A 19875-nucleotide genomic window follows, 5' to 3' on the forward strand; every position below is an offset into this window, starting at 1 on the left:
CCCGGACGTTCGGCTTCGAGCCTTTAGTGGCTCGAAGCCGAACTTTTCGTACCGCTGGCCCGATCTCCGCAGAAGACTGCGCGAGGCTGATCTTCGTGCGTGCCGGATCGGTTCTGTTGCACAACGAGCTGGGTGTGCAACAGGCGAACGTTGGAGACGTCATCACATTGGGGTCAAATGCCATGTTCGGCTATGAACCGGAAGGCTTCGTGACCGTGACAACGATCTGCCTTGATCTCGACTACGTTATCGACCAAGTGTTCTGGCAACATGCCGCCAAGTTCACCGACCGGCTGGAGGCAAGAACCTTTTACGAACTGGAGTATGTCAAGCCTGCTCAACTTCTTCGGATTGGCGAACATCGAACGGAAATGCTCGCGCCTTGGCTGGACAACCTTGTTGCGTTGAGTCTCGACGGGTTGTCGTCAGACCGCTTTCACCGGGCGCAATCGTTGCTTTCCGCAATCCTCGACGTCGTCTTTACTTACCACAACATGGAGACTGAACCTGTCGGCGCCGTCCGGCCTGCGCGTCGCGAAGCCCTACATGTTTCGGGCCTACTCGCCTCTGATCTCTCGCGCCGCTGGTTAGCCTCTGAACTTGCTGAGGCGGTGTACCTCTCAGAATCACAGCTGCGACGGGTGTTTTCAGAAGCCTTTGGGAAACCACCGCTTGCATACTTGACGACACTCCGAACGCTCAGAATGGCGCAGCTGCTGAGAGACACGGCTATGCCGATCGCAGAGATTTCTTTCACGGTGGGGTGGAGTGATCCTGACTTCGCTGCCCGTCAGTTTCGTCGGTATGTTGGGCGTTCACCAAGTGAGTACCGACGATTCGAGCAGAGCCGAAACTCGCAACCGTACCCGGAGTGAACACGCAATCCCGCACGGCGAAACGATCGTACTTACAGAGTGGCTCAGTGGGATCACCGCTTATGCGATAGACCAAGTCTGACCACGTCGGGTTCAGTGATGCACCTGGCGGTCGCACACTTTAATGTCCGTCGTCCGTCTCGATTTCGTTTCCTGAGCTCCTTCGCGCACCTTCTGGTCGCAGAGGTCACCCGTCGTGTGTGGGTGTCTGCGGGAGGAGGATGCAATGACAACGGTCGAGGAGGCGCGGGCGGCGCGGGATGCGAAACTCGACGCCCTGCACGAACAGCTCACTGGCGCGGTGGAGTCGTTGGTATCGGGCGAGGATTGGAAACGAGCGTTGGAGTTCGCGGCTCGGTTCCGTGCCCGGTCGTTCAACAACACGCTGCTGATCTTCGTGCAGCATCAGGCGGCGTTCGAGTCGGGCCGGGTGCCGGAACCGGTGCCGTCATATGCGGCGGGCTTCAAGCAGTGGCAGGCACTTGGCCGGCAAGTCTCAAGGGGCCAGTCGGGGTACATGATCCTCGCCCCTGTGACGGGCCGGTTCGCGTCGTTCACGCCGAAGGTGGCGGAGTCGTGGCGCAGGCTCGGCCGGTTCGAGAAACCGAAACCGGGTGAGGCAGTGCGCTCCCGCATGGTCGGCGTCCGCCCCGCCTACGTCTGGGATGTCTCCCAAACTGCCGGCGACCCGATTCCCGCGCCGCCATCACCGCGGCTGCTGGAAGGCGAAGCGCCCGACGGGCTGTGGGAGGGCATCGCACGTCTCGTGGAGGCGGAGGGTTTCAGCGTGTTGCGGGTGCCGCATGAGGGCATGATCCACGGTGCAAACGGTCTCACTGACTTCGGTGCGCGGTCGGTGGCGGTTCGGGAGAACATGCCCGAGGCGGCACAGGTGAAGACTCTCGTGCACGAGCTCGCCCATGTGCTGCTGCACGGGCCGGACAACGTGGATGCGACGGGGCATCGCGGGATTGGTGAGGTGGAGGCGGATTCGGTGGCGTTGATGGTCGCCGCAGCGCACGGCATGGACACCAGCGACTACACGGTCCCGTATGTGTCGGGGTGGGCGGCGACAGTGCCGGAGAAGTCTCCGGTCGAAGTCGTCCAGGCCACCGGCGAACGAGTCCGAAAAACCGCAGCTAGCATTCTTGATCAGCTCCCCACCGTGCAGATCGGCAACGGTGACCCTCCTGGCCTCACCCGGGACGCCCCAGCGAACAAACGCTCCGATCCGGTGGTCGAGGCGACTGCTGATCCGTTGGCGGAGGGACCGCGCCGCGCGGTGGCGTCGTCGGTGAGGAGCCTGTGATGGGTGCCGCCGATCTGTTCACCGAAGTCGGCGGGATGCCGCTCTCGGAGGCAGCGGCGCGGTTCGCTGCGGCGGGGGTGCCGGTGTTTCCATGCTTGCCCGGTGAGAAACGCCCTTTGGTGCTCCGCGGGTTTCATGATGCCACCGCTGATCCGGCGCAAGTCGCGGAATGGTGGTCAAGGTGGCCGTCCGCGAACATCGGCATCCCCACCGGTGCCGTGTCCGGGGTGGAGGTTGTCGATGTCGACGTGCATCCGACTGGCACCGGATTTCCTGCTTTCCGCGAAGCGCACCGTCAAGGCCATGCCGCGGGGTGGGCTGCGCTCGTGCGCACCCCCTCCGGTGGCCTCCACGCTTACTACCCGGTGAACCCTGACCGTGCGCAGTCGTCCTGGCAGGCCGCGCGGGCGCATGTTGATTTCCGTGGTGACGGCGGCTACATCATCGCGCCGCCGTCGAAGGTGCTGCGCCCCGGCGGGGTGCGGGCAGCGTACCGGCTCATCGTCGCATCAGGTGATACCCCGGTGCCAGTGGATGCGGTGCGGCTGCGCGAGTTTCTGGACCCGCGCACTCCGATCTCTATCGACCGTGTGCGTGCTGCTCGGTTTGAGCGGCGGGGGTCGGATGCGAAGGTGCTCGCCGGCTGGGTGGCGGGGCGTGGTGAGGGTGAGCGGAACCGGGGCCTGTTCTGGGCCGCGTGCCGACTCGCAGAATCCGGCACCCCACTCGACGCAACCCTCGACGCCCTGGGCCCTGCGGCGGAGCACGCGGGACTGGGGCCGCGGGAGATCATGGCGACGATCCGATCCGCCTACCGCACCACCCACCCCACACCGCATACGTCTGTAGAGCCCGGAGCGGACGAGCGGCGTGTGGTGCGCGGATCACCAGGGCGGGTGATCTTATGAACACCACCGAGGCTGTTTCGCCGCGGGGTCGCCGGTTGGCGGTGGTGACGGCGATCACGGGCACGGTGTTCATCGCAGCCGGCGCGTTCTGGCTCAGCTTTACGGCGCTTGCCGACCTTGCCCGCCGGTCTGGGATCGATGCGGGGCAGGCGTGGGCGTGGCCGTTGATCGTGGACGGCATCATCGTCGTCGCAACTGTCGCCGTCGTCGCCCTCGCCAGCCAGTCCCGCCCGACCTGGTACCCCTGGACGCTTCTCGCCGCCGGCGCCGTCGTGTCGGTGACGGCGAATGCGATCCACGCGATCATCGCCTCAGACACCGACGTCCCGCCGGTGCTTGCCGCATCGGTCGCGGCGATCCCGCCGCTGGTGCTGCTGTCGATCACACACCTCACCGTCTTCCTCACCCGCCCCACCACCACACCGGGCGCAGACGTGATCGAGGCCGCTCCTGCCGAGACGGTCGCCCCGTCTCAAACGGTCGCCGTACGAGAAATGGAGCCGAAATCGGCAATGGAGTTTCCGGTGGTATCGGTGAGTGAGCGGCGGGCGGAGGCGACGCAATTGCGGGACGTGGAGGGGTGGTCGAACAAGCAGATCGCCCGGCACCTGGGCGTGCACCCCTCCACCGTCGGCCGCTGGTTCACCCCAGCCATCAGCAAGGAGGAAACCCCATGAACGACCACACAGAGACACACCGCACTGAGCTACCGGAGACGCGGCCAGAAATGGTCGAGGGTGCGGAGGCGGAGCGGTCTGCGTTCGCCGTGCACCGCGACCCCTCACTCACCAAAGTAGGCGCTGATCCTGGTTCGCTGGTGGGGCGCGGGATCGCGTGGGTGCGTCCGACTGATCTGATCGCGTCGAGCACCGCCAGGATCGCGGGCCGCGGCATCAACTTTCAGACCGCCCTCGCGCACCGTGCCCGCCGCGCGCCAGGTCACGCCTACCGTGCGACCCGGGATCATGCGCGCGACATTCGGGATCGCCGAGCCGAACGAGCGGCACCCGCGGGGCCGGCAGTATTCGAGTCATTCGATGTGTTCGAGCCACAGGATCGTCCGCGCTCGTCGTCGTGGGTGCGGCCGTCCGGGATCGGGCTGGGGTGAACGGCTATGCGCAGAAGACGGTGGTGGGGTGGCGGTGGGGAGCCGGTGCGCACCTGCCTGTCAGGAGGTGCCACCATGCCACAACGAAACACTCCACGTCGCGATGGTCGCGGGCGTGGGTTCGAGAACTCAGAACGACTCCGCGAACTCCTCACCCGCCTCGACGCTGAGGGGCCGGACGCCTGGCGGAATGACCCGGTCGCTACCGAACTCATGCGGTACGCGGCCGACAAGTACGCCGCGCTCGCGCGCAAGCACGGTCTTGATCCGTGGGAGGCGGCGACCGCGGCGTTCGAGGCGATGCGTGCGCCCTCGGTGCGGCGGGCGGATGATCCGTGGGCGGTCATCACCCGTGCCGTGCAGATCACCTGCATCGCAGAAAACCGCGCCAACGGACTCCTGTGCTCCGTGCACCAGGCACGCAGACCCAGATACTCGAGTTTCCATGACGCCGAACGCTTCTCCGACCGCGAAAACCTCCTCACCGACTACCACCCCGCATTCCGCGCCGACCCCTTCACTGACGACGACGAAGACGACGCTGACGACGAGGTGGAAGCGTCAGGGGCGACGGGAGTGGAGTCAGCGGTCGAAGACACAATCGCACTGCTGTGCTGGTACGGGTGGGAACCAGTGGTCGCCCGCGCGGCGATCGAGTGCATCTGCGCACGCCTCGCAGAATCCGTCTCACGAGCGGGAGCATATGAATCGCTGCGGCGTGATCGTCACGCCCGGGCACTCCTCGATATCCCCGCACCGTCCTGGTATCGGCTGCTGCGCATCGTCCTCGGATCACCAGACGCAAGCCTGACCGGTACGAATGCGAGCCGTGGCGTGCTGCTGCGGCTCCTGATTGGCGAATCACTCCGGCATCTCCTCACTGATGTTGACCTCGCGGTCGCCGTCACGGTTGCCGCGCCCGGGGTGATGCGAGACCGGCCATGACCACGCCGGGGCATATCGAGCTGGAGCGGGCCGTCGAGTCGATCTGGTCCGGCCGCCGCCACCGCGAGGACTACGGCGACATCGACGCGCTGGTGGAGTCGATCACGCGGGATGGGCTGTTGCAGCCGATCACGATCACCCCGGACGGGATGCTGATTTGCGGTGCCCGCCGTTTGGCTGCGATCCGCAGGCTCGGGTGGAAGACGGTGAACGTGTGGGTGCGCTCCGGTATCTCCACCACCCTCGGGCAGCTCCTCGCCGAACAGGACGACAATCTCCTGCATAAGCCCCTCACCCGTACCGAGGAAGCCGCTCTCTATGCCGAATTGAAAGCGCTCATGGTCGAGGATGCGACGGGCCGACAGGAAGCGTCACGGTTCACCTCGAAACAAGAAAACCCCAGGTCACACGGTGGGGCCACGGTGGCCCCACCGTCGGCCGGGAGTATCGGGAAGACCCGCGAGCAGGCCGCGCTCATGGTCACCGGCCGCAACGCCTATACCTCGCTCGAACGCATCAACGAGTTGCAGAACCTTGCCGCTGACCCGGCACAGACCGACGACGTACAGCAGCGGGCACGGGAGGAACTTGACCGGATCGACGCGGGCGGGTCGATCACCGGAGCGCAGCATCGCATCAAAGCCGCGCAAGCCCTCGCCGAACTCGACACCCTCGCGGGCGACCTCGCACAACCGGCAGGCATCCGCGACACCGCAGCCGCAGGCGCGACCCGGATCCGGGAGCTCGAAGACACGGCACGGCCGGCCGATCTGGAACGGCTCGCGGTACTCGCTGTCGAGCGTGCGAGGACTGCGACGAAGAAGCGCCCCTCCCAGCTCGCATCCGCACGCCTTCACGCGGTTGAGGAGCAGCCGCGGGAGTTCCTGCCGGTGCGGTCGTTCGTCTACCTCTGGGATGAACTCTCCACCTGGACCGAACGCTACGACCCCGAAACCATCGGCCCAGCCCTGTCTGGTGAGCAGTGGGCGATGTTCGAGAACGCCGTCACTGCAACCGTCGCGTTCCTGGATGCCGCCCGCACTGCACGAAACGTGCGCCGCGAAACCGCCTGACCCTCCGCCGCCTCCCTGCCCTGAATGCTGTGGTGCACCTGTCTGGTGATCCGAATCTCGTCGGGAAGGACACCAGGATGGACCCCACCGCTCGCCGCCGCCGCACCGTGCTCATCGCCGCCACAGCTGTCGGCCTGATCCTGCTCCTCCTCATCGGCGTCGGGGTCTACGGACTCACCCGCGGCCCCCAGACCACCGAACCCGCCCGTCCCGATGGGCCGACGGCAACGAACCCGGCACACGTCCCGGCAGAACCGGAAGCCGTGGTCACCCTCGGTGGGTCGGAAAAGTTCGCAGGCGCGGTTGCGGAAGCGCTGTTTACCTGGGATACGACCAGTGGGTATGGGCCTGCCGATTACGCGCAGATGCTCGCCGATGTAACCGCCGACACGGAAGCCGACGCGGCTGCATCCGATGTCCGTTCCTATCTGCCGACCCAGGAGGCATGGACGCAGCTCCGCACGCATCAGACGCGGCAGTGGCTCACCATCGACACGATCGAGATCCCTGCCGCGTGGGAGGATGCGGTGGTGCAGGCGGCGCCGGGGCAGATTCCTGACGGTGCGGTCGCGTATACGATCACCGGCACCCGCCACCGCACCGGCTACTGGGGCACCGACCCGGTCACGACAACGCACCCGGTCGCGTTCACCGTGTTCCTCACCTGCACACCCGAACGCACCTCCGCACCGGCGCCTGCCGCTCCAATCACTGAAACGTGCGCGGTGTTGCGGTTGTCGCAGCTCGACAACCCGCTGCGGTGACCGGCCATGCTCAAGAAACTCCTCGCCGCCCTCACCGTCGCCGCCGTCTGTTTCGGCCCCGCGACCGTGCTCCTGTCCGTCGCTGTCCTCGTCAATCCTGCTGTCGCTGCGTGCGCGCCGGGGTCGTTGATCGTCGGGCCGATCCCGGACTCGCTCACTGCGACGACGCGCAATGGTGAGACGGTGACGTTGAATCGTCAGCAGCTCACCCACGCTGCGACCGTCATCACGGTTGGTGGGCAGACGGATGGGGTGGGGCGTCCGGGGGTGGTGATCGCGTTGATGGCGGCGCTCACGGAGTCGCACCTGCGGATGCTCGCCAACACCGGCACCTACCCAGAATCCGCGAACTACCCCAACGACGGGGATGCGTCCGATCACGACTCTCTCGGTCTGTTTCAGATGCGCCCGCAAGCAGGGTGGGGCTCTGTCGCGGAACTCATGGACCCGAACTATCAAGCCCGCGCCTTCTACGGCGGACCCACCGGACCCAACTACCCCTCACCGCGCGGGCTGCTCGACATTCCGGGGTGGCAGCAGCTCGACCCAGGCGAAGCGGCGCAGGCCGTTGAGGTGTCGGCGTTCCCGGACCGGTATCAGAACTATCAGCCCGTCGCCGAAGCGATCCTCACCGCACTCACCCGCCCCGCGCCATCAACCGGCGGCGGTGGAGGCGGTGAGGTGGTGGTGCCGGAGACCACCAGGGTCGTGTTCCCGTTGCCGGAGGGCTCCTGGGTGCGGACCAGCCCGTTCGGGTGGCGCACCGACCCGATCACCTTCGAGACCGCGTTCCACTCGGGCAGCGACTTCGCCGCGCCTGACGGCACCCCGATCTACGCTGTCGCCGATGGGATCGTCACCCAAGCCGGATACACCGGCTCCTGGGGTGGGCTCATCATCGTGGAGCACACCGTCGGCGGAGAGCGGGTCGCGTCCTATTACGCGCATATGTGGGAGCACGGCATCCACGTCACCGAAGGCATGACCGTCACCGCCGGGCAACACATCGGCGATGTCGGCTCCTCCGGAAAATCCACCGGGCCCCACCTCCACCTCGAAATCCGGCCCGGAGGTCAAGGGCAGCCCGCGATCGACTCCGACCAATGGCTCACCGACCACGACGCCGAAGGCATCACCGGCGGCAACACCTCCCGTGCATCCTGCACCCTGAACGGAGGTGGGCGCTGATGGACGTGTTCCCTGACTTCGGCGGCGTCGGCGCAGCCGACGACCTCCGCACGGTGATCGGTGCGCTACTGATGTTCGTACTCATCATCGCCGTACTGATGCTGATTATCTCCGCGATCATCTGGGCCATCTCATCTTCGACCGGTAACCCGCACACCGCCACAAAAGCCCGGCTCGGGGTCTGGGTGGCACTCGGCACGGCAGCCCTCGCCGGAGCCGGTGTCGCCTGGGTCAACTTCCTCCTGGGCGTCGGCGACCGCTTGTAGGCGTGTCGGTGACAGGAGGTTGCGAGGTACCAGTCTTCCTAGAACGGGAGTGCGGGCGAGGATGCATCTGAAGCGGTCTGTGCTCGTTCGTCTTCGGTGTCGTTCTGCCACTCAGTTTTGATCGCGATGATGAGTTCACGGTCGGAGCCCAGTTTTGCCATTGCCTTCTTGAACGCCTGAGAACGCGTGCTTGCTGTTCCGATGAATCCGCGTGAGATGAGCTGGGTGAAGGCCCCTCGCCCGAGGTACTTGGTGTTGTTGTAGGTCACTCGGAAGCCAGATCGTGGGCCGGCTTTGAACGTCGAATCAGTCATGGCGAGCCGCATCCAGTCAGCGGAGACATACATGCCTTTGAGCGTCTTCCCGTCGAGTTTTCGACCAGCGTCTCCGCGCACGAACTTGAACCAAAATGGGGTATCGAAAGCTCGCCAGTCGATGGTCTTCCTCGGGACTTCACGGCCTTTCGGCATGAGATTGAGTTGTTTCTCTATCTCGTTCTTACGTCGATAAACCCACTCGTAGCTGCCGCTCCCGTCGCCGCTGTCAGCTCGTTCCAGTCTCTTGTATTGAACGAAGGTGAAAGCGTCGTGAACCTGATCCCAGTAGAGAAGGTCGACACCAAGCTCTTCCTCTATGGGTTTCTTGTTGACAGACATGACGAGGAGCTTCCGTTGGCCGCTGCGATCCTCGAACACGGCGAGGCTGGCCGCCCGTTGATCGGCGATCAGCTTGCCATCGAAACGTTGAAGATCGAGCGGCAGAAGCTCCTCCTCCATATCTCGCTCATACCCAGCGTTTAGCACGGTATCGAGAAGTGTCTCTTTTTCCTCGACGCTGGGCGGCTCGCTGAAAGCATCCGCGGGCAACGGAATCTCAGCAATCTGCGAAGCCAGCAAGACCGCATCACGCGCTTCAACTCTCGATTGCTGCACCTCGTCATCGAAGGTGCGCGGCGATCTGAATACGGAATCCAGCCACGGTCCGACCGTTGGGTCAACCTGTCTGAGATGTTCGAGGAGAGCTCTTGCTGTAGGACTATCGAGTCGACGTGCGTAGAAGCGCTGCGGCATTGACGGCATCGAGACTGCCTGTTCTCTCAGTTCTCCGAACTCAAGAGGCGCGAGCAGACGAAGGATCGGCGACAAGGTCGCGCGTAGCGTTCCGCTCGCAATGCCGGCGACGCCGCGCGTGACAGCCAACCCGATCAGATAGTCCCCGGTGCCGAGTTCTTCATCTCCTTCGCGCACGATGGCGCAGAGGGAACCGAAGGTCGGGGTGGATTCTTTGTCGAACGCTTCGCTGATTTTCTCGACGCTCAGATAGCTGATCCGGTTCGCGCCCTTCGCGTGGACGACGTACATCACTAAAGGCGGCATCGTCTCGGTGCGTCCGGTCATCTCCTCATTTTAGGTGAGCTCCCAGATGCGCGATGGGGGCGCGGGTGCACCTGGCTGGCAAGTTCGCCATTCCCTGGCGTTTGTGAGCTGAAGGAGCATCCCTGTGATTGATATTGACCCGAACGGTACCGGGCTTCCCGGTATCGAGCAGTTGCGCATCATCGTCGGCGCGGTGATGACCGTCGGCCTGATCCTCTCCGTCCTCGCCCTGATCGTCTCCGCGATCGTATGGGGCTTCGGCGCGAACAGCAGCAACCCGCATCTCGCTTCGCGCGGGAAGGTCGGCGTGCTCGTGTCCTGCGGCGCGGCGATCATCTGCGGCGCGTCGGTGACGCTCATCAACTTCTTCTGGGGCGTCGGCCAAGCCGTCTAACCCCACCACGGACGAGGGAAGGAGGATGCGGTGAGTGTGTGTGATGTGCCGGTGATCTCGGCCGTATGCGACACCGTCGGGCAAGGAGCAGCGACGTTGATCGCGGCCCCGTTCGACTGGCTCGCCCAGGCAATGGGCGGGGCGGCGGCGTGGCTGTTCGAGGCGGTCTGGACGGTATTCGACACCACTACCCTCGTCGACGTCACCGACGAAGGCTACGTCGGAGTCTACAACATCCTCTTCGGGGTCGCAGTGTTCGTGGTGCTGATCTTCTTCTGCCTGCAACTGATCACCGGCCTCGTCCACCGCGACCCCACCGCCCTCACCCGCGCCGCCCTGGGAGCTGCGAAAAGCATCCTCGGCTCGTTCGTCGCGATCGGTCTCACGGGGCTGTTGTTGGAGATCACGGATCAGCTCGCGGTCGGGATCGTGCAGGCCACGGGGAACACGATGGAATCTATCGGCGACCGCATCACCCTCCTCGCGGCAGGGTTCGCGGGGATCAACATCGCCGCCCCCGGTGTCGGGGCGATCGTCACGATCTTCCTCGCAGGACTCGCCATCAGTGCGGCTGCGATCGTGTGGTTCTCCCTCCTGATCCGCAAAGCCCTCCTCCTGGTCGCGATCGTATTCGCCCCGATCGCTCTCGCGGGGTTCTCGTGGGATGCGACCAAGGGGTGGTTCGGGAAATGGGCGACGTTCGTGATCGCGTTGATCTTGTCGAAGCTCGTGCTGGTGGTGATCTTCCTCGTCGCGATCACCCAAGTGTCTGCGCCGATTGAGCTTGATCTGGCGTCGATCAGTGATCCCATCGCAGGTGTGGTGTTGATGTTCATCGCTGCGTTCGCCCCATACATGACGTACAAGTTCGTCACGTTCATCGGCTTCGATATGTATCACTCGATGAGCGCCGAACAAGAAGCCAAATCCGCCCTCAACCGCCCCATCCCCGTCCCGTCAGCACCGAAGGCGGACGGGACGAAGAAGGTACTCGACGGCGCCGACAACGGCGGTGGTGCGGCACCACCCAGTGAAGGCACCCCACCCGCAACGACGGCCACTCCCGCTACAGGAGGGGGCGCAGCGGGTGGTTCTGGTGCCGCAGCTGGTGCGGGGGCTGGGAGTGCGGGCGGCGGTGCTGGCGCAGCTGGTGCCGGGGCCGGCGGGGCTGCTGCTGCGGGGCCTGCGGCGGCGGTCGTTGTCGGGGCTCAGGTGGTCGGTGCGGCAGCGACCGCGGGGCCGAAGCTCGGTGGCAAGGTCGGCGGTGCTGCGGAAGGGCACGCGGCCGGGGCCGGTGAGACCGTGCAACCCGCACCACCACCTGCGCCGAATCACACACCGACCGCACCACCGGCACGACCTACACCCTCGACGCCGCCGCCTGTGCCGTCACCGAAGCCGTCTGCCGGGAAGGAATAATCGATGTCGACTCAGCAGAACACGAGCAGTGCAGGGTTTGGGCTGCGGGCGGTGCAGTTCTCCCGCCTCACCCGCCGCGGCATCCTCCTCGGCCTCTCCCTCCCGCAACTCATCGCCCTCGCCACAGGCGTCCTCTCCATCGTCGGCGCCCTCTACGCCGGCGGCGGGATACTGCTGGCCTGGACCGCACCCATCTGGCTCCTCTCCGCCGTCCTCGCCTGGACCCCGGTCGGGGGCCGGAAACTCATCGAATGGGTGCCCGTCACCTTCCGGTGGGTTGCCCGCACGCAGGCACGGCAGACGGTGTTCCGGCGGCGGGTCGTGAAACCGCGTCCTGCGGGGACGCTCGCTCTTCCAGGTGATGCGGCGTCGCTTCGGGAGTGGGAGGACCCGGAGACCGGGGCGGCGATGATCCACGACCCCCATCACCAGACCCTCACCGCGATCGTCGGCGTCTCACATCCCGCGTTCGTGCTCCTCGACCCCGGAGAGCAGGAACGCCGCGTCGCCACCTGGGGGCGCGTGCTCGCCACCACCTGCCGGTCCGGGCGGATCGCCCGCCTGCAAGTGTGCGAACGCACCCTCCCCGATGGGGGTTCCGGGCTGGTCGAATGGTGGCAACGCCACGGCACCGATGACGGTTCCTGGACCTCCACCGTGTACCGGGAACTCATCGACCGTGCCGGTCCCGCCGGGGAACGCCACGCCACCACCATCAGCCTTGCCCTCGACCTCAAAGCCTCAGCCCGACAGGTACGCACCAACGGCGGCGGAATCAAAGGTGCCGCCGCCGTCCTTCGCCAAGAGATGACAACGCTCGTGACCGCGTTTCGGGCGGCGGAGCTCACGATCACCGGGTGGCTCACCCCCGCTCAGGTCGCGGTGATCCTCCGCTCCGCCTACGACCCCGCTACCGCGGCGATCCTCGAACGGAACACCGACATCGGGCGTTCCCTTGCGACTGCGGGGCCGGTCGCGGTCACCGAGTCGTGGGATCGCCTGCGGTCGGATTCCGCGCACCATGCGGTGCTGTGGGTGTCGGAGTGGCCGAGGTCGCAGGTGTATCCGGGGTTTCTCGCCCCGGTGTTGTTGTCGTCGGGGATTCAACGTTCGTTCTCGCTGGTGTGCACGCCGATCCGGTCGGATCAAGCAGCCCGTGACATCAGGAAGAAGAAGACCGAACTGATCTCAGATGCGGCGCAGCGGCAGAAAATGGGGCAGATCGAAGACGCCTCTCAAACCGCCGAATACGGTGATGTCCTCCAACAAGAAGCCGACCTCACCGCCGGCCACGGTGTGCTCCGCTACACCGGCCTCATCAGCGTCAGCGCGCCGTCCCCGGAAGAACTCGACACCGCGGTCGCGGCGATCGAACAGGCCGCGATCCAAGCGTCTTGTGAGACCCGCCGTCTTGTTGGGCAGCAGGCGCAAGCCTTCACGGTCGCAGCGTTGCCGCTGTGCCGCACCGTCTGAGAGCAAGTAGGAGCCCGTCATGCCGACCTTCCAGAACCCGACCGCCGACGCCGCGGAAGCGTCCGAAGCGCTCCGCGGCCTCGCACATGCGACCCGTACGTTTGAGAACCCCGCCGACACCTACACTGTGCTCGGTGATCTCCTTGCCGGGGTGCGATCCCTCCGGCAAGTGCTCGACCAGCTCGCCACCGCCCACTCCACGAACCAAGTGCGCGCTTATGACGACGCCGGGAACCAAGGTGTCGGCGCAAGTCACGCTTTCACCGCGGCCGCCGAACTGCGGCAGGCCGCGGCGTTGCTCGATGGGGTGCACGACCAGGTGGATGCCGCCATGGGCGCCTCGGGGCGTATCGCATGGCGCCCCGCCCCTTCAGACTCTGTCCCTGCCCGGCGGGTGGGGATCGTGTTCCTGCAAGGACAGGACGCCGACGAGGTGCTGGCCATCATCGACCGTGACGGCACTGATGCGGCGATCGAGCACCTGGCCGGGTTCGACATGGGCGAAGAGACCACACAGGCGGCGCTCGTCAACGGATACGTCTACGACACCATCCCCGCCGGCCCGCTCGACCGCACCACCACCGCAGGCATCTACACGCTGACGTACAACCATGACCACGGGCACGTCTCCCTCCTCCGCACGCACCCGGAGACACGAGAACCGGATGCCGGAGCTCCGGCGACGCGGACTGCGCCGAGCCATCCACAGCCACGCCGCCAAGCGCCCGTGGTCGAAGACGAGGATGACTGGTTCGCACCGTCGCAGTCCTCCTCGGTGTCTCGGGGGCGAGCGCTGTGACCGATCGGCAGAAGCTCCATACCGCGGCGTTGGTCGAACCGGCCGGGGAACGCCGCCGGCAGCGGAAAGCACGCAAGCACGCGGCCACGAAGATCGAGACCAACGCACGCCGCACTGAGCAGTCGGCAGAGCGTGAACGGGTGGCCGCTGAGCGTGCCGAACGCCGAAACACCACCTACCTGCCCGCCGCAGGCGAACCAGGGGCAGCGGCGTTACGGACGCCGGGCAGGTTGCGATTGCCGCGGCATCAGGACACGTCCGCGACGCTCGCGGGCGCCTACCCGTTCCTCGCCGAAGGTGGCCTCGGTGCTGACGGCGTGTTCATCGGCCAGGACCTGTACTCGGGTGGCTCGTTCGTCTACGATCCCTGGACTCTGTACGCCCGCGGGGTCATCACCGCACCCAACATTGTCCTCGCTGGCATCGTCGGGTCCGGTAAATCCTCACTCGCGAAATCGCTCTATGCGCGGTCGATCCCGTTTGGTCGCCGTGTGTATGTGCCCGGCGATCCGAAGGGTGAGCATACGGCGGTGGCGGAGGCTGTTGGTGGGCGAGCGATCGTGCTCGGGCATGGGCTTCGCAACCGGCTCAACCCGCTCGATGAGGGCCACCGCCCGTCCGGGGTGAGCGATGCGGAATGGGCGGCGCAAGTCGCGTCCCGCCGCCGGGAACTCATCGGCGCGCTCGCAGAAACCGTGCTGGATCGGGTGCTGTCGCCGTTGGAGCACACCGCGATCGACCTCGCTCTCCAAGACAGCGTCCGCACCGCTGACGTGCCGATCCTGCCTATGGTGGTCGACCGCATCCTGAGCCCCGATCCTGCGACCGACACGGATGGCCGGCTGGCAGAAGACGGCAGGCTCGTCGGCCACGCCCTCCGCCGCCTCGTGGCGGGCGATCTTGCCGGATTGTTCGATGGGCCATCGACGGTCAGGTTCGACCCATCGCTCCCGATGGTGAGCTTGGACCTGTCCCGCGTCGCGGAGAACTCGACGCTGATCTCCGTGCTGATGACCTGCTCCAGCGCGTGGATGGAGTCGGCGTTGATGGACCCGAACGGCGGGCACCGGTGGGTGATCTACGACGAAGCCTGGCGACTCATGGCCTACCCAGCTCTCCTGCGCCGTATGGACGCGCAATGGCGGCTCGCCAGGCATTACGGGATCGCGAACATGCTGATCTTCCACAAACTCACCGACCTCGACAACGTCGGCGACCAAGGCTCCGCGATGCGCGCCCTCGCCAACAGCCTGTTGGCGAATGCGGAGACCAGGATCATCTACCGGCAAGAACCCGACCAGCTCGGAGCCACCGCCGCAGCCCTCGGACTCACCGGCACCGAACAGAAACTCCTCCCAGGACTCGGCACCGGGCAAGGACTCTGGCGCATCAAAGAACGCTCCTTCGTCGTCCAGCACCAACTTCACCCGGCCGAGCTCGCCGCGTTCGACACCACCGCGAGGATGAAGGGCTAAATGCTCAGGTTCAGGATTTCTGAACTCTGATTCCGCGTGATTCTGCGGGTTTTGGCCGATCTGTGGGGTGTTGTGAGGGTGCAAGTTCCCGCGCCCACCGATCCTCTCGTAATGACTGTTTCGGCGTGCCGGTTCGCACCTATCCCTCGATTGACACGCCATGACCGAGGGAGCAGCACTGATGGACACGATCAACGAACTGGCAGCAGATGAGAGCACCGCGAGGATCATCCTCGCTATCGCGTCCGAACCAGGAGATGCGGTGACGGGGCGGATGATTCGCACCGTCGGCGCATCCGAAACGGTCGCCCGCGTCCTCGCCGATGAAGTCCCGGCAGGGCCCGACGGTGACACCTGGCAGCGCCGCCTCGCACCACGCCTCGACGCCGCACAAATCCAGCGGGTGCTTGCTGAGACAGAGCGGCACGGGATGCGGGTGCTGATCCCCGGCGATGCTGAATGGCCTGCCGGGATCGACGCGCTCGGTGATGGCGCGCCGGTGGCGTTGTGGGCGAAAGGCAACCCAGGGCTGCTGACCGGACCGATGTGGGATCGCCTCACCATCACCGGAGCCAGGGCGTCCACCGCCTACGGGGAACACGTCACCACGGAGCTGGTGCAGTCGGCGGTCGCCGACTCCCGTGTGGTGTTTTCGGGCGGCGCGTATGGGATCGATGGTGCCGCGCACCGTGCCGCACTCGCCTCGAATGGCTCAACGGTCGCCGTGCTCGCAGGCGGCTTGGATCGGCTGTATCCGGCAGGGCACACTGATCTGCTGACCCGTGTCGGCAAGGACGGCCTGTTGCTGTCGGAGTTGCCGCCGGGTGCGGCGCCGACGAAGTGGAGGTTCCTGCAACGAGGCAGGCTCCTCGCCGCGCTCTCCGGCACCGTCCTCATCGCCGAGGCCGGGTACCGTTCCGGCACCCTCCACACCGCCGCCCGCGCCGCCGAACTCGGCCGCCCGGTCGGGGCTATCCCCGGGCCGATCACGAGCGCCACCTCTACGGGCTGTCATCGGTTGCTGCGTGACGGCCTCGCCACGGTGGTGACTGGCTATGAAGATGTGCGCGAGTTGCTGCATGGGGTTCGTGACCGGGCTCACCGTGCCGTGCGGGAGCGTGCGGGACTCGAGTCCGACCCGCTCGAGGCTGGGCCGTCGGCGCAGGGGCGGGATTTGAGGGGGCCGGTGTTGTGAGGCGGGTGGTGCACCTGGTGTGAAGGCGGCCGGCTCTGGTCGCTGATGAACACACACCAGGAGGTATCTCGTGTCAGGATCACTCGCCCACATCACGCAGCCGGAGGCTGCGCCACCCAGAACGGGGGTGCGGCGCTGGCTGTCAGCGCTGCTCGCGCTCCTGGTCATCGCGGGTTCGTTCGCGCTTGGCTCCCAGGCTGCCCATGCGGGCAGTGAAGGGGTCGGGTACTGGTCAGATGGTGCGTTCCTCGGCGCGTACAACACGGATGTGGACGGCCGGCAGGCGTATTGCGCGGACCTGGACGCGGACCCGCCCTACGGCAACACATCGGGGCCGGAACGGATCACGGCGTTGGATTCGCTGTCGCGGCAGCAGCTTGCCGAGTTGAACTATGTGATGGACCGGTGGGGGCAGTCGGGCGATCCGAACGTCACCGCCGCGGTCGCGCTGCATGTGTGGTCGGTGGCGAGCCCTGGCCGGTATAACTCGCACGGCATGTCCGGTGACGACTACTACGTTGCCCGAGCCCCCGCGTCGGAGCGGGGAACGATCCTCGCGAACCTCGCCGCGATGCGGCAGGAGGCCGCAGCAAACGCGGTCACCGACCCGTCACTGTCGCTATCGCTTGAGATGTCGGATCAGTACGCGGGCACGCTCACCGTCGCCACCCACCCCGCAGGCCTCACCGGTGCTGCGACCTTGTCGGATGCGGTCTTCGCTAACGGTTCCTCGGCGCGCACGATCGGCTCCGGGGCGCACCCGATCACCGGCACCCCCGCAGTCGGTGTGCCGTCCTACCGGGTTGGCGCGTCGATGAGCATCGATGCGGCCGGGTATGGTGCGGCGCTTGATCTCTACACGACTCCTGGGAAGCAGCGTTTGATCGCCGCCGTCGCAGGGTCATCCACCGGGTTGTCGGCGTCGGTGGAGTCGCCGGTGATTGAACTGGATTTCCAGCCGGAGATCACCACCCAGGTCGCCTCCCGCTACGTCGCGGAGGGTGATGCGTTCGTGGATGGGCTCACGGTGTCGGTGTCGAAGGGTACCTGGATTCACCTGGACGGCAACCCGATTGAGGTGACCGCGACCGGCACCTTGTATGGGCCGTTCGATGAGCAGCCTGCCGAAGCCGACACCCCACCTGCCGGAGCCCTCGTCGCAGGCGTCGAGACGGTGACGTTGACGGGTGCGGGGTCGTATACATCGCCGGGCACGATCGTTGCGCCGGAGTCGGGGTTCTACACGTGGGTGTGGAGCATCGACAAGACCGCGCACGGTGAGAACGCGAAGTACCTCACCGACTCGTTCACCGACCGCTTCGGCCAAGTCACTGAGACGTCGGTGGTGCCGTTCCAGCCCGAAGCTGTCTCCAAGGCGGATCAGCGTCTCGCTGTCCCCGGTGATGCACTCACGGACACGATCACCGTTAGTAGCAGTAATGGTGCGTGGTTGAAGAAGGACGGCGCGCACATTCCGGTGGTGTTCGAGGGCACCGCCTACCAGGTGCCCGGCACGCTGCCCCCGGCGCAGAACGCCGCGATCGACCCGAACGCGGTGCCGCTCGGTACCGTGACGGTCACCGCAGACGGCCCCGGCGTCTACACGTCCCCGTCGGTGGTCGCGCCGACGGGCGGGTTTGTGACCTGGGTGTGGGAGGTTCGGAAGACTACGCAGCCGGAGTGGGTGCGCGACTACCTCGCGAACGACTGGCAGGACGAGTACGGGATCACGGTGGAGACGACGTCGGTGCGGTGGCCGGTCACGGTGACCTCGCTGATGCGGGAGTACAACGTGCACCCCGGCGGACGCGCCTTCGATGTGATCACCGTCACCGGGTTCCCGGCGAACCACGGCGATTTCACCGGCGACGGCTACTGGAACGCCGATGTCGATGAACTGCATCACACCGTCTACGGCCCCTTCGCGTCAGATACGGAACTCACCGACGATCTCGACCTCACCAGCGCGCCGGTGCTGGCGGAACTGATGACGCCGGCACGCAATGGGGTCTACAAGCTCGGGTACACGGATGACGACAAGATCGTGCCGACCGAGCCCGGCTTCTACGTCCTCGTCACCACCTTCACCGGCGACGACCGCGTGCAGCCTTACTCCTCGTCTCCGGTGGACGTGCTGGAACGCTTCTACGTCCCACCCACCGGCAGAGAGGTGCCTGTGTCCGTGGTGACGCAGGCGACACCGGAAGCGTTCGTCGGCGAGCCGTTCTCGGATACCGCGCTCGTGCAGGGCACGAAGATTCCCGACGGTTCCTACCTGGTGTTCCGTGCCTACGGACCCCACCTGGCAGACGCGGAAGCCCTGTGTGAGGCGCCGTTCTACGAGAGCGAGGAGATCCCGGTCACCCAGGCCGGTGTCTACCGTTCCGGCACCACCACCGTCGATACCGCGGGGAACGTGTACTGGGTCGAATCCCTCTACAACGCCGACGGCGAGATCATCGCCGAGGGTCTTTGTGGGGCGTCGGGTGAGACGACGGTGGTGAAGGAGCAGCCGGAGGAGCTGATCGTGAAGACGAACGCCATGGCGAACGTGAAGCTGGGTGATCCGGCGCATGATGTTGCGACCGTCACCGGCACCGTCCCCGACGGGGCACGCCTGATCTTCGAGGCGTACCGGCAGGACAGTGACACCGCGACCTGCACCCCGGAAGAACTCGTCTTCACCTCCACCACGATTGATCTCGATGGGCCAGGTGAGTATCGCTCCGACGAGGTGATCTTCGACACGGTCGGCATCTACTACTGGGTGGAGACCGTCACCGATGAGGACGGCACGATCCTGCACCGTGGGGTCTGCGGTGCACCGGATGAGACCACCACCGTCACCGACACCCCAGACGTAGCAGGCACGCCGGGTGAGCTCGCGCACACCGGCGGCGGTGACTGGTGGCCGATCGGTCTCGCTGGTGGGCTGATCGCTGCGGTTACCGGTGGGGTGTTGCTGTTCGGGCGTCGCCTCGCGATCACGCGCGACCGCGCCGGGTACGTCCGTGACGAGGACCTGTCGTTCGAGGAGTTCAAGGCCCAGTTCGAGGGAGCAAAGGAGGACTAACCACAGGCTGCCGACCCTCCGGCACCCCCACCCCAGGGCGGGTCGGTATGGGAGGGCACGAACCACCCCAGGTTCGTGCCCTCCCACCTGCGTTTCGGGGGCGGTGCTAGTGCACCTGCCTGGCGACACCCCTGCACTCCACGGAGAGGAACCCTGTGACGCCGAAGCCTCGCTACCGCCGCACCCACCCCGACCACCAACCCCCGAAAGCGCCGAAGCCACCGAAGACTGAGCC

Annotated in this window: 17 protein-coding genes; 16 read left to right on the forward strand and 1 reads right to left on the reverse strand. The window is 65.9% G+C overall.

The genetic code is table 11. The features are described from left to right. The 9 genes from Q9250_RS10710 to Q9250_RS10750 all read left to right on the forward strand — a co-directional run. Nucleotides 1-875 (forward strand): helix-turn-helix transcriptional regulator (locus tag Q9250_RS10710; protein ID WP_306231889.1); only part of this gene is annotated, 875 nt, incomplete at its 5' end. A 226-nt stretch (nucleotides 876-1101) separates the two neighbouring features. Then, nucleotides 1102-2184 carry an ArdC-like ssDNA-binding domain-containing protein gene (locus tag Q9250_RS10715; RefSeq protein WP_130455632.1) on the forward strand — a complete coding sequence of 361 codons (1083 nt, stop codon included), beginning with the start codon at nucleotides 1102-1104 and terminating at the stop codon, nucleotides 2182-2184. Continuing rightward, entirely contained in the window at nucleotides 2184-3092 is a 909-nt protein-coding gene (locus Q9250_RS10720) for a bifunctional DNA primase/polymerase (RefSeq protein ID WP_130455634.1), read from the forward strand. Before Q9250_RS10715 ends, Q9250_RS10720 begins: the two co-directional genes overlap by 1 nt. Then, nucleotides 3089-3769 carry a DUF2637 domain-containing protein gene (locus Q9250_RS10725; RefSeq protein WP_198677603.1) on the forward strand — a complete coding sequence of 227 codons (681 nt, stop codon included), beginning with the start codon at nucleotides 3089-3091 and terminating at the stop codon, nucleotides 3767-3769. The genes Q9250_RS10720 and Q9250_RS10725 overlap by 4 nt, the downstream gene beginning before the upstream one ends. Nucleotides 3770-4275: 506 nt before the next feature. Then, nucleotides 4276-5145, forward strand: a complete 870-nt coding sequence (locus tag Q9250_RS10730; protein ID WP_306231891.1) for a hypothetical protein — start codon at nucleotides 4276-4278, stop codon at nucleotides 5143-5145. Continuing rightward, nucleotides 5142-6218 carry a ParB N-terminal domain-containing protein gene (locus Q9250_RS10735; protein WP_130455640.1) on the forward strand — a complete coding sequence of 359 codons (1077 nt, stop codon included), beginning with the start codon at nucleotides 5142-5144 and terminating at the stop codon, nucleotides 6216-6218. The genes Q9250_RS10730 and Q9250_RS10735 overlap by 4 nt, the downstream gene beginning before the upstream one ends. A gap of 77 nt (nucleotides 6219-6295) precedes the next feature. Continuing rightward, nucleotides 6296-6982, forward strand: coding sequence for a hypothetical protein (locus Q9250_RS10740; RefSeq protein WP_130455642.1), 687 nt, complete (start codon nucleotides 6296-6298; stop codon nucleotides 6980-6982). Between the two features lie 6 nt (nucleotides 6983-6988). Continuing rightward, on the forward strand, nucleotides 6989-8170 hold the full coding sequence (locus Q9250_RS10745; protein ID WP_130455644.1) for a M23 family metallopeptidase: 1182 nt from the start codon (nucleotides 6989-6991) through the stop codon (nucleotides 8168-8170). Next, entirely contained in the window at nucleotides 8170-8436 is a 267-nt protein-coding gene (locus Q9250_RS10750; protein WP_130455646.1) for a DUF6112 family protein, read from the forward strand. Before Q9250_RS10745 ends, Q9250_RS10750 begins: the two co-directional genes overlap by 1 nt. Nucleotides 8437-8474: 38 nt before the next feature. Here Q9250_RS10750 and Q9250_RS10755 read toward each other — a convergent pair whose 3' ends face one another. Continuing rightward, entirely contained in the window at nucleotides 8475-9833 is a 1359-nt protein-coding gene (locus Q9250_RS10755; RefSeq protein WP_130455648.1) for a hypothetical protein, read from the reverse strand. Nucleotides 9834-9936: 103 nt separating this feature from the next. On the opposite strand from Q9250_RS10755, the gene Q9250_RS10760 reads away from it, so the two are divergent. From Q9250_RS10760 to Q9250_RS10790, 7 genes are all read left to right on the forward strand, one after another. Then, nucleotides 9937-10206, forward strand: a complete 270-nt coding sequence (locus Q9250_RS10760; protein ID WP_024355940.1) for a DUF6112 family protein — start codon at nucleotides 9937-9939, stop codon at nucleotides 10204-10206. A gap of 30 nt (nucleotides 10207-10236) precedes the next feature. Next, a complete protein-coding gene (locus Q9250_RS10765; protein WP_130455650.1) occupies nucleotides 10237-11625 on the forward strand; it encodes a TrbL/VirB6 family protein in 1389 nt (462 codons plus the stop codon). A gap of 3 nt (nucleotides 11626-11628) precedes the next feature. Beyond that, nucleotides 11629-13098 (forward strand): SCO6880 family protein, encoded by a 1470-nt coding sequence (locus Q9250_RS10770; RefSeq protein ID WP_130455652.1) that lies wholly within the window; start codon nucleotides 11629-11631, stop codon nucleotides 13096-13098. A gap of 19 nt (nucleotides 13099-13117) precedes the next feature. Further along, nucleotides 13118-13897, forward strand: a complete 780-nt coding sequence (locus Q9250_RS10775) for a hypothetical protein (protein ID WP_130455654.1) — start codon at nucleotides 13118-13120, stop codon at nucleotides 13895-13897. Beyond that, entirely contained in the window at nucleotides 13894-15372 is a 1479-nt protein-coding gene (locus Q9250_RS10780; protein WP_130455656.1) for an ATP-binding protein, read from the forward strand. The genes Q9250_RS10775 and Q9250_RS10780 overlap by 4 nt, the downstream gene beginning before the upstream one ends. Nucleotides 15373-15553: 181 nt before the next feature. Next, on the forward strand, nucleotides 15554-16567 hold the full coding sequence (dprA, locus tag Q9250_RS10785) for a DNA-processing protein DprA (protein WP_157993058.1): 1014 nt from the start codon (nucleotides 15554-15556) through the stop codon (nucleotides 16565-16567). A gap of 70 nt (nucleotides 16568-16637) precedes the next feature. Further along, nucleotides 16638-19640 carry a hypothetical protein gene (locus Q9250_RS10790; RefSeq protein ID WP_130455660.1) on the forward strand — a complete coding sequence of 1001 codons (3003 nt, stop codon included), beginning with the start codon at nucleotides 16638-16640 and terminating at the stop codon, nucleotides 19638-19640. Nucleotides 19641-19875 lie beyond the last annotated feature (235 nt).

It is taken from the genome of Agrococcus beijingensis, from assembly GCF_030758955.1.
Lineage (GTDB): Bacteria > Actinomycetota > Actinomycetes > Actinomycetales > Microbacteriaceae > Agrococcus > Agrococcus beijingensis.

Bases quoted from the DNA above. Each gene is read 5' to 3' on its own strand.
- Q9250_RS10770 (WP_130455652.1), top strand. From the start codon at position 11,629: ATGTCGACTCAGCAGAACACGAGCAGTGCAGGGTTTGGGCTGCGGGCG.
- dprA (WP_157993058.1), top strand. From the start codon at position 15,554: ATGGACACGATCAACGAACTGGCAGCAGATGAGAGCACCGCGAGGATC.
- Q9250_RS10720 (WP_130455634.1), top strand. From the start codon at position 2,184: ATGGGTGCCGCCGATCTGTTCACCGAAGTCGGCGGGATGCCGCTCTCG.
- Q9250_RS10745 (WP_130455644.1), top strand. From the start codon at position 6,989: ATGCTCAAGAAACTCCTCGCCGCCCTCACCGTCGCCGCCGTCTGTTTC.
- Q9250_RS10730 (WP_306231891.1), top strand. From the start codon at position 4,276: ATGCCACAACGAAACACTCCACGTCGCGATGGTCGCGGGCGTGGGTTC.
- Q9250_RS10740 (WP_130455642.1), top strand. From the start codon at position 6,296: ATGGACCCCACCGCTCGCCGCCGCCGCACCGTGCTCATCGCCGCCACA.
- Q9250_RS10725 (WP_198677603.1), top strand. From the start codon at position 3,089: ATGAACACCACCGAGGCTGTTTCGCCGCGGGGTCGCCGGTTGGCGGTG.
- Q9250_RS10755 (WP_130455648.1), bottom strand. From the start codon at position 9,833: ATGACCGGACGCACCGAGACGATGCCGCCTTTAGTGATGTACGTCGTC.
- Q9250_RS10750 (WP_130455646.1), top strand. From the start codon at position 8,170: ATGGACGTGTTCCCTGACTTCGGCGGCGTCGGCGCAGCCGACGACCTC.
- Q9250_RS10715 (WP_130455632.1), top strand. From the start codon at position 1,102: ATGACAACGGTCGAGGAGGCGCGGGCGGCGCGGGATGCGAAACTCGAC.
- Q9250_RS10775 (WP_130455654.1), top strand. From the start codon at position 13,118: ATGCCGACCTTCCAGAACCCGACCGCCGACGCCGCGGAAGCGTCCGAA.
- Q9250_RS10735 (WP_130455640.1), top strand. From the start codon at position 5,142: ATGACCACGCCGGGGCATATCGAGCTGGAGCGGGCCGTCGAGTCGATC.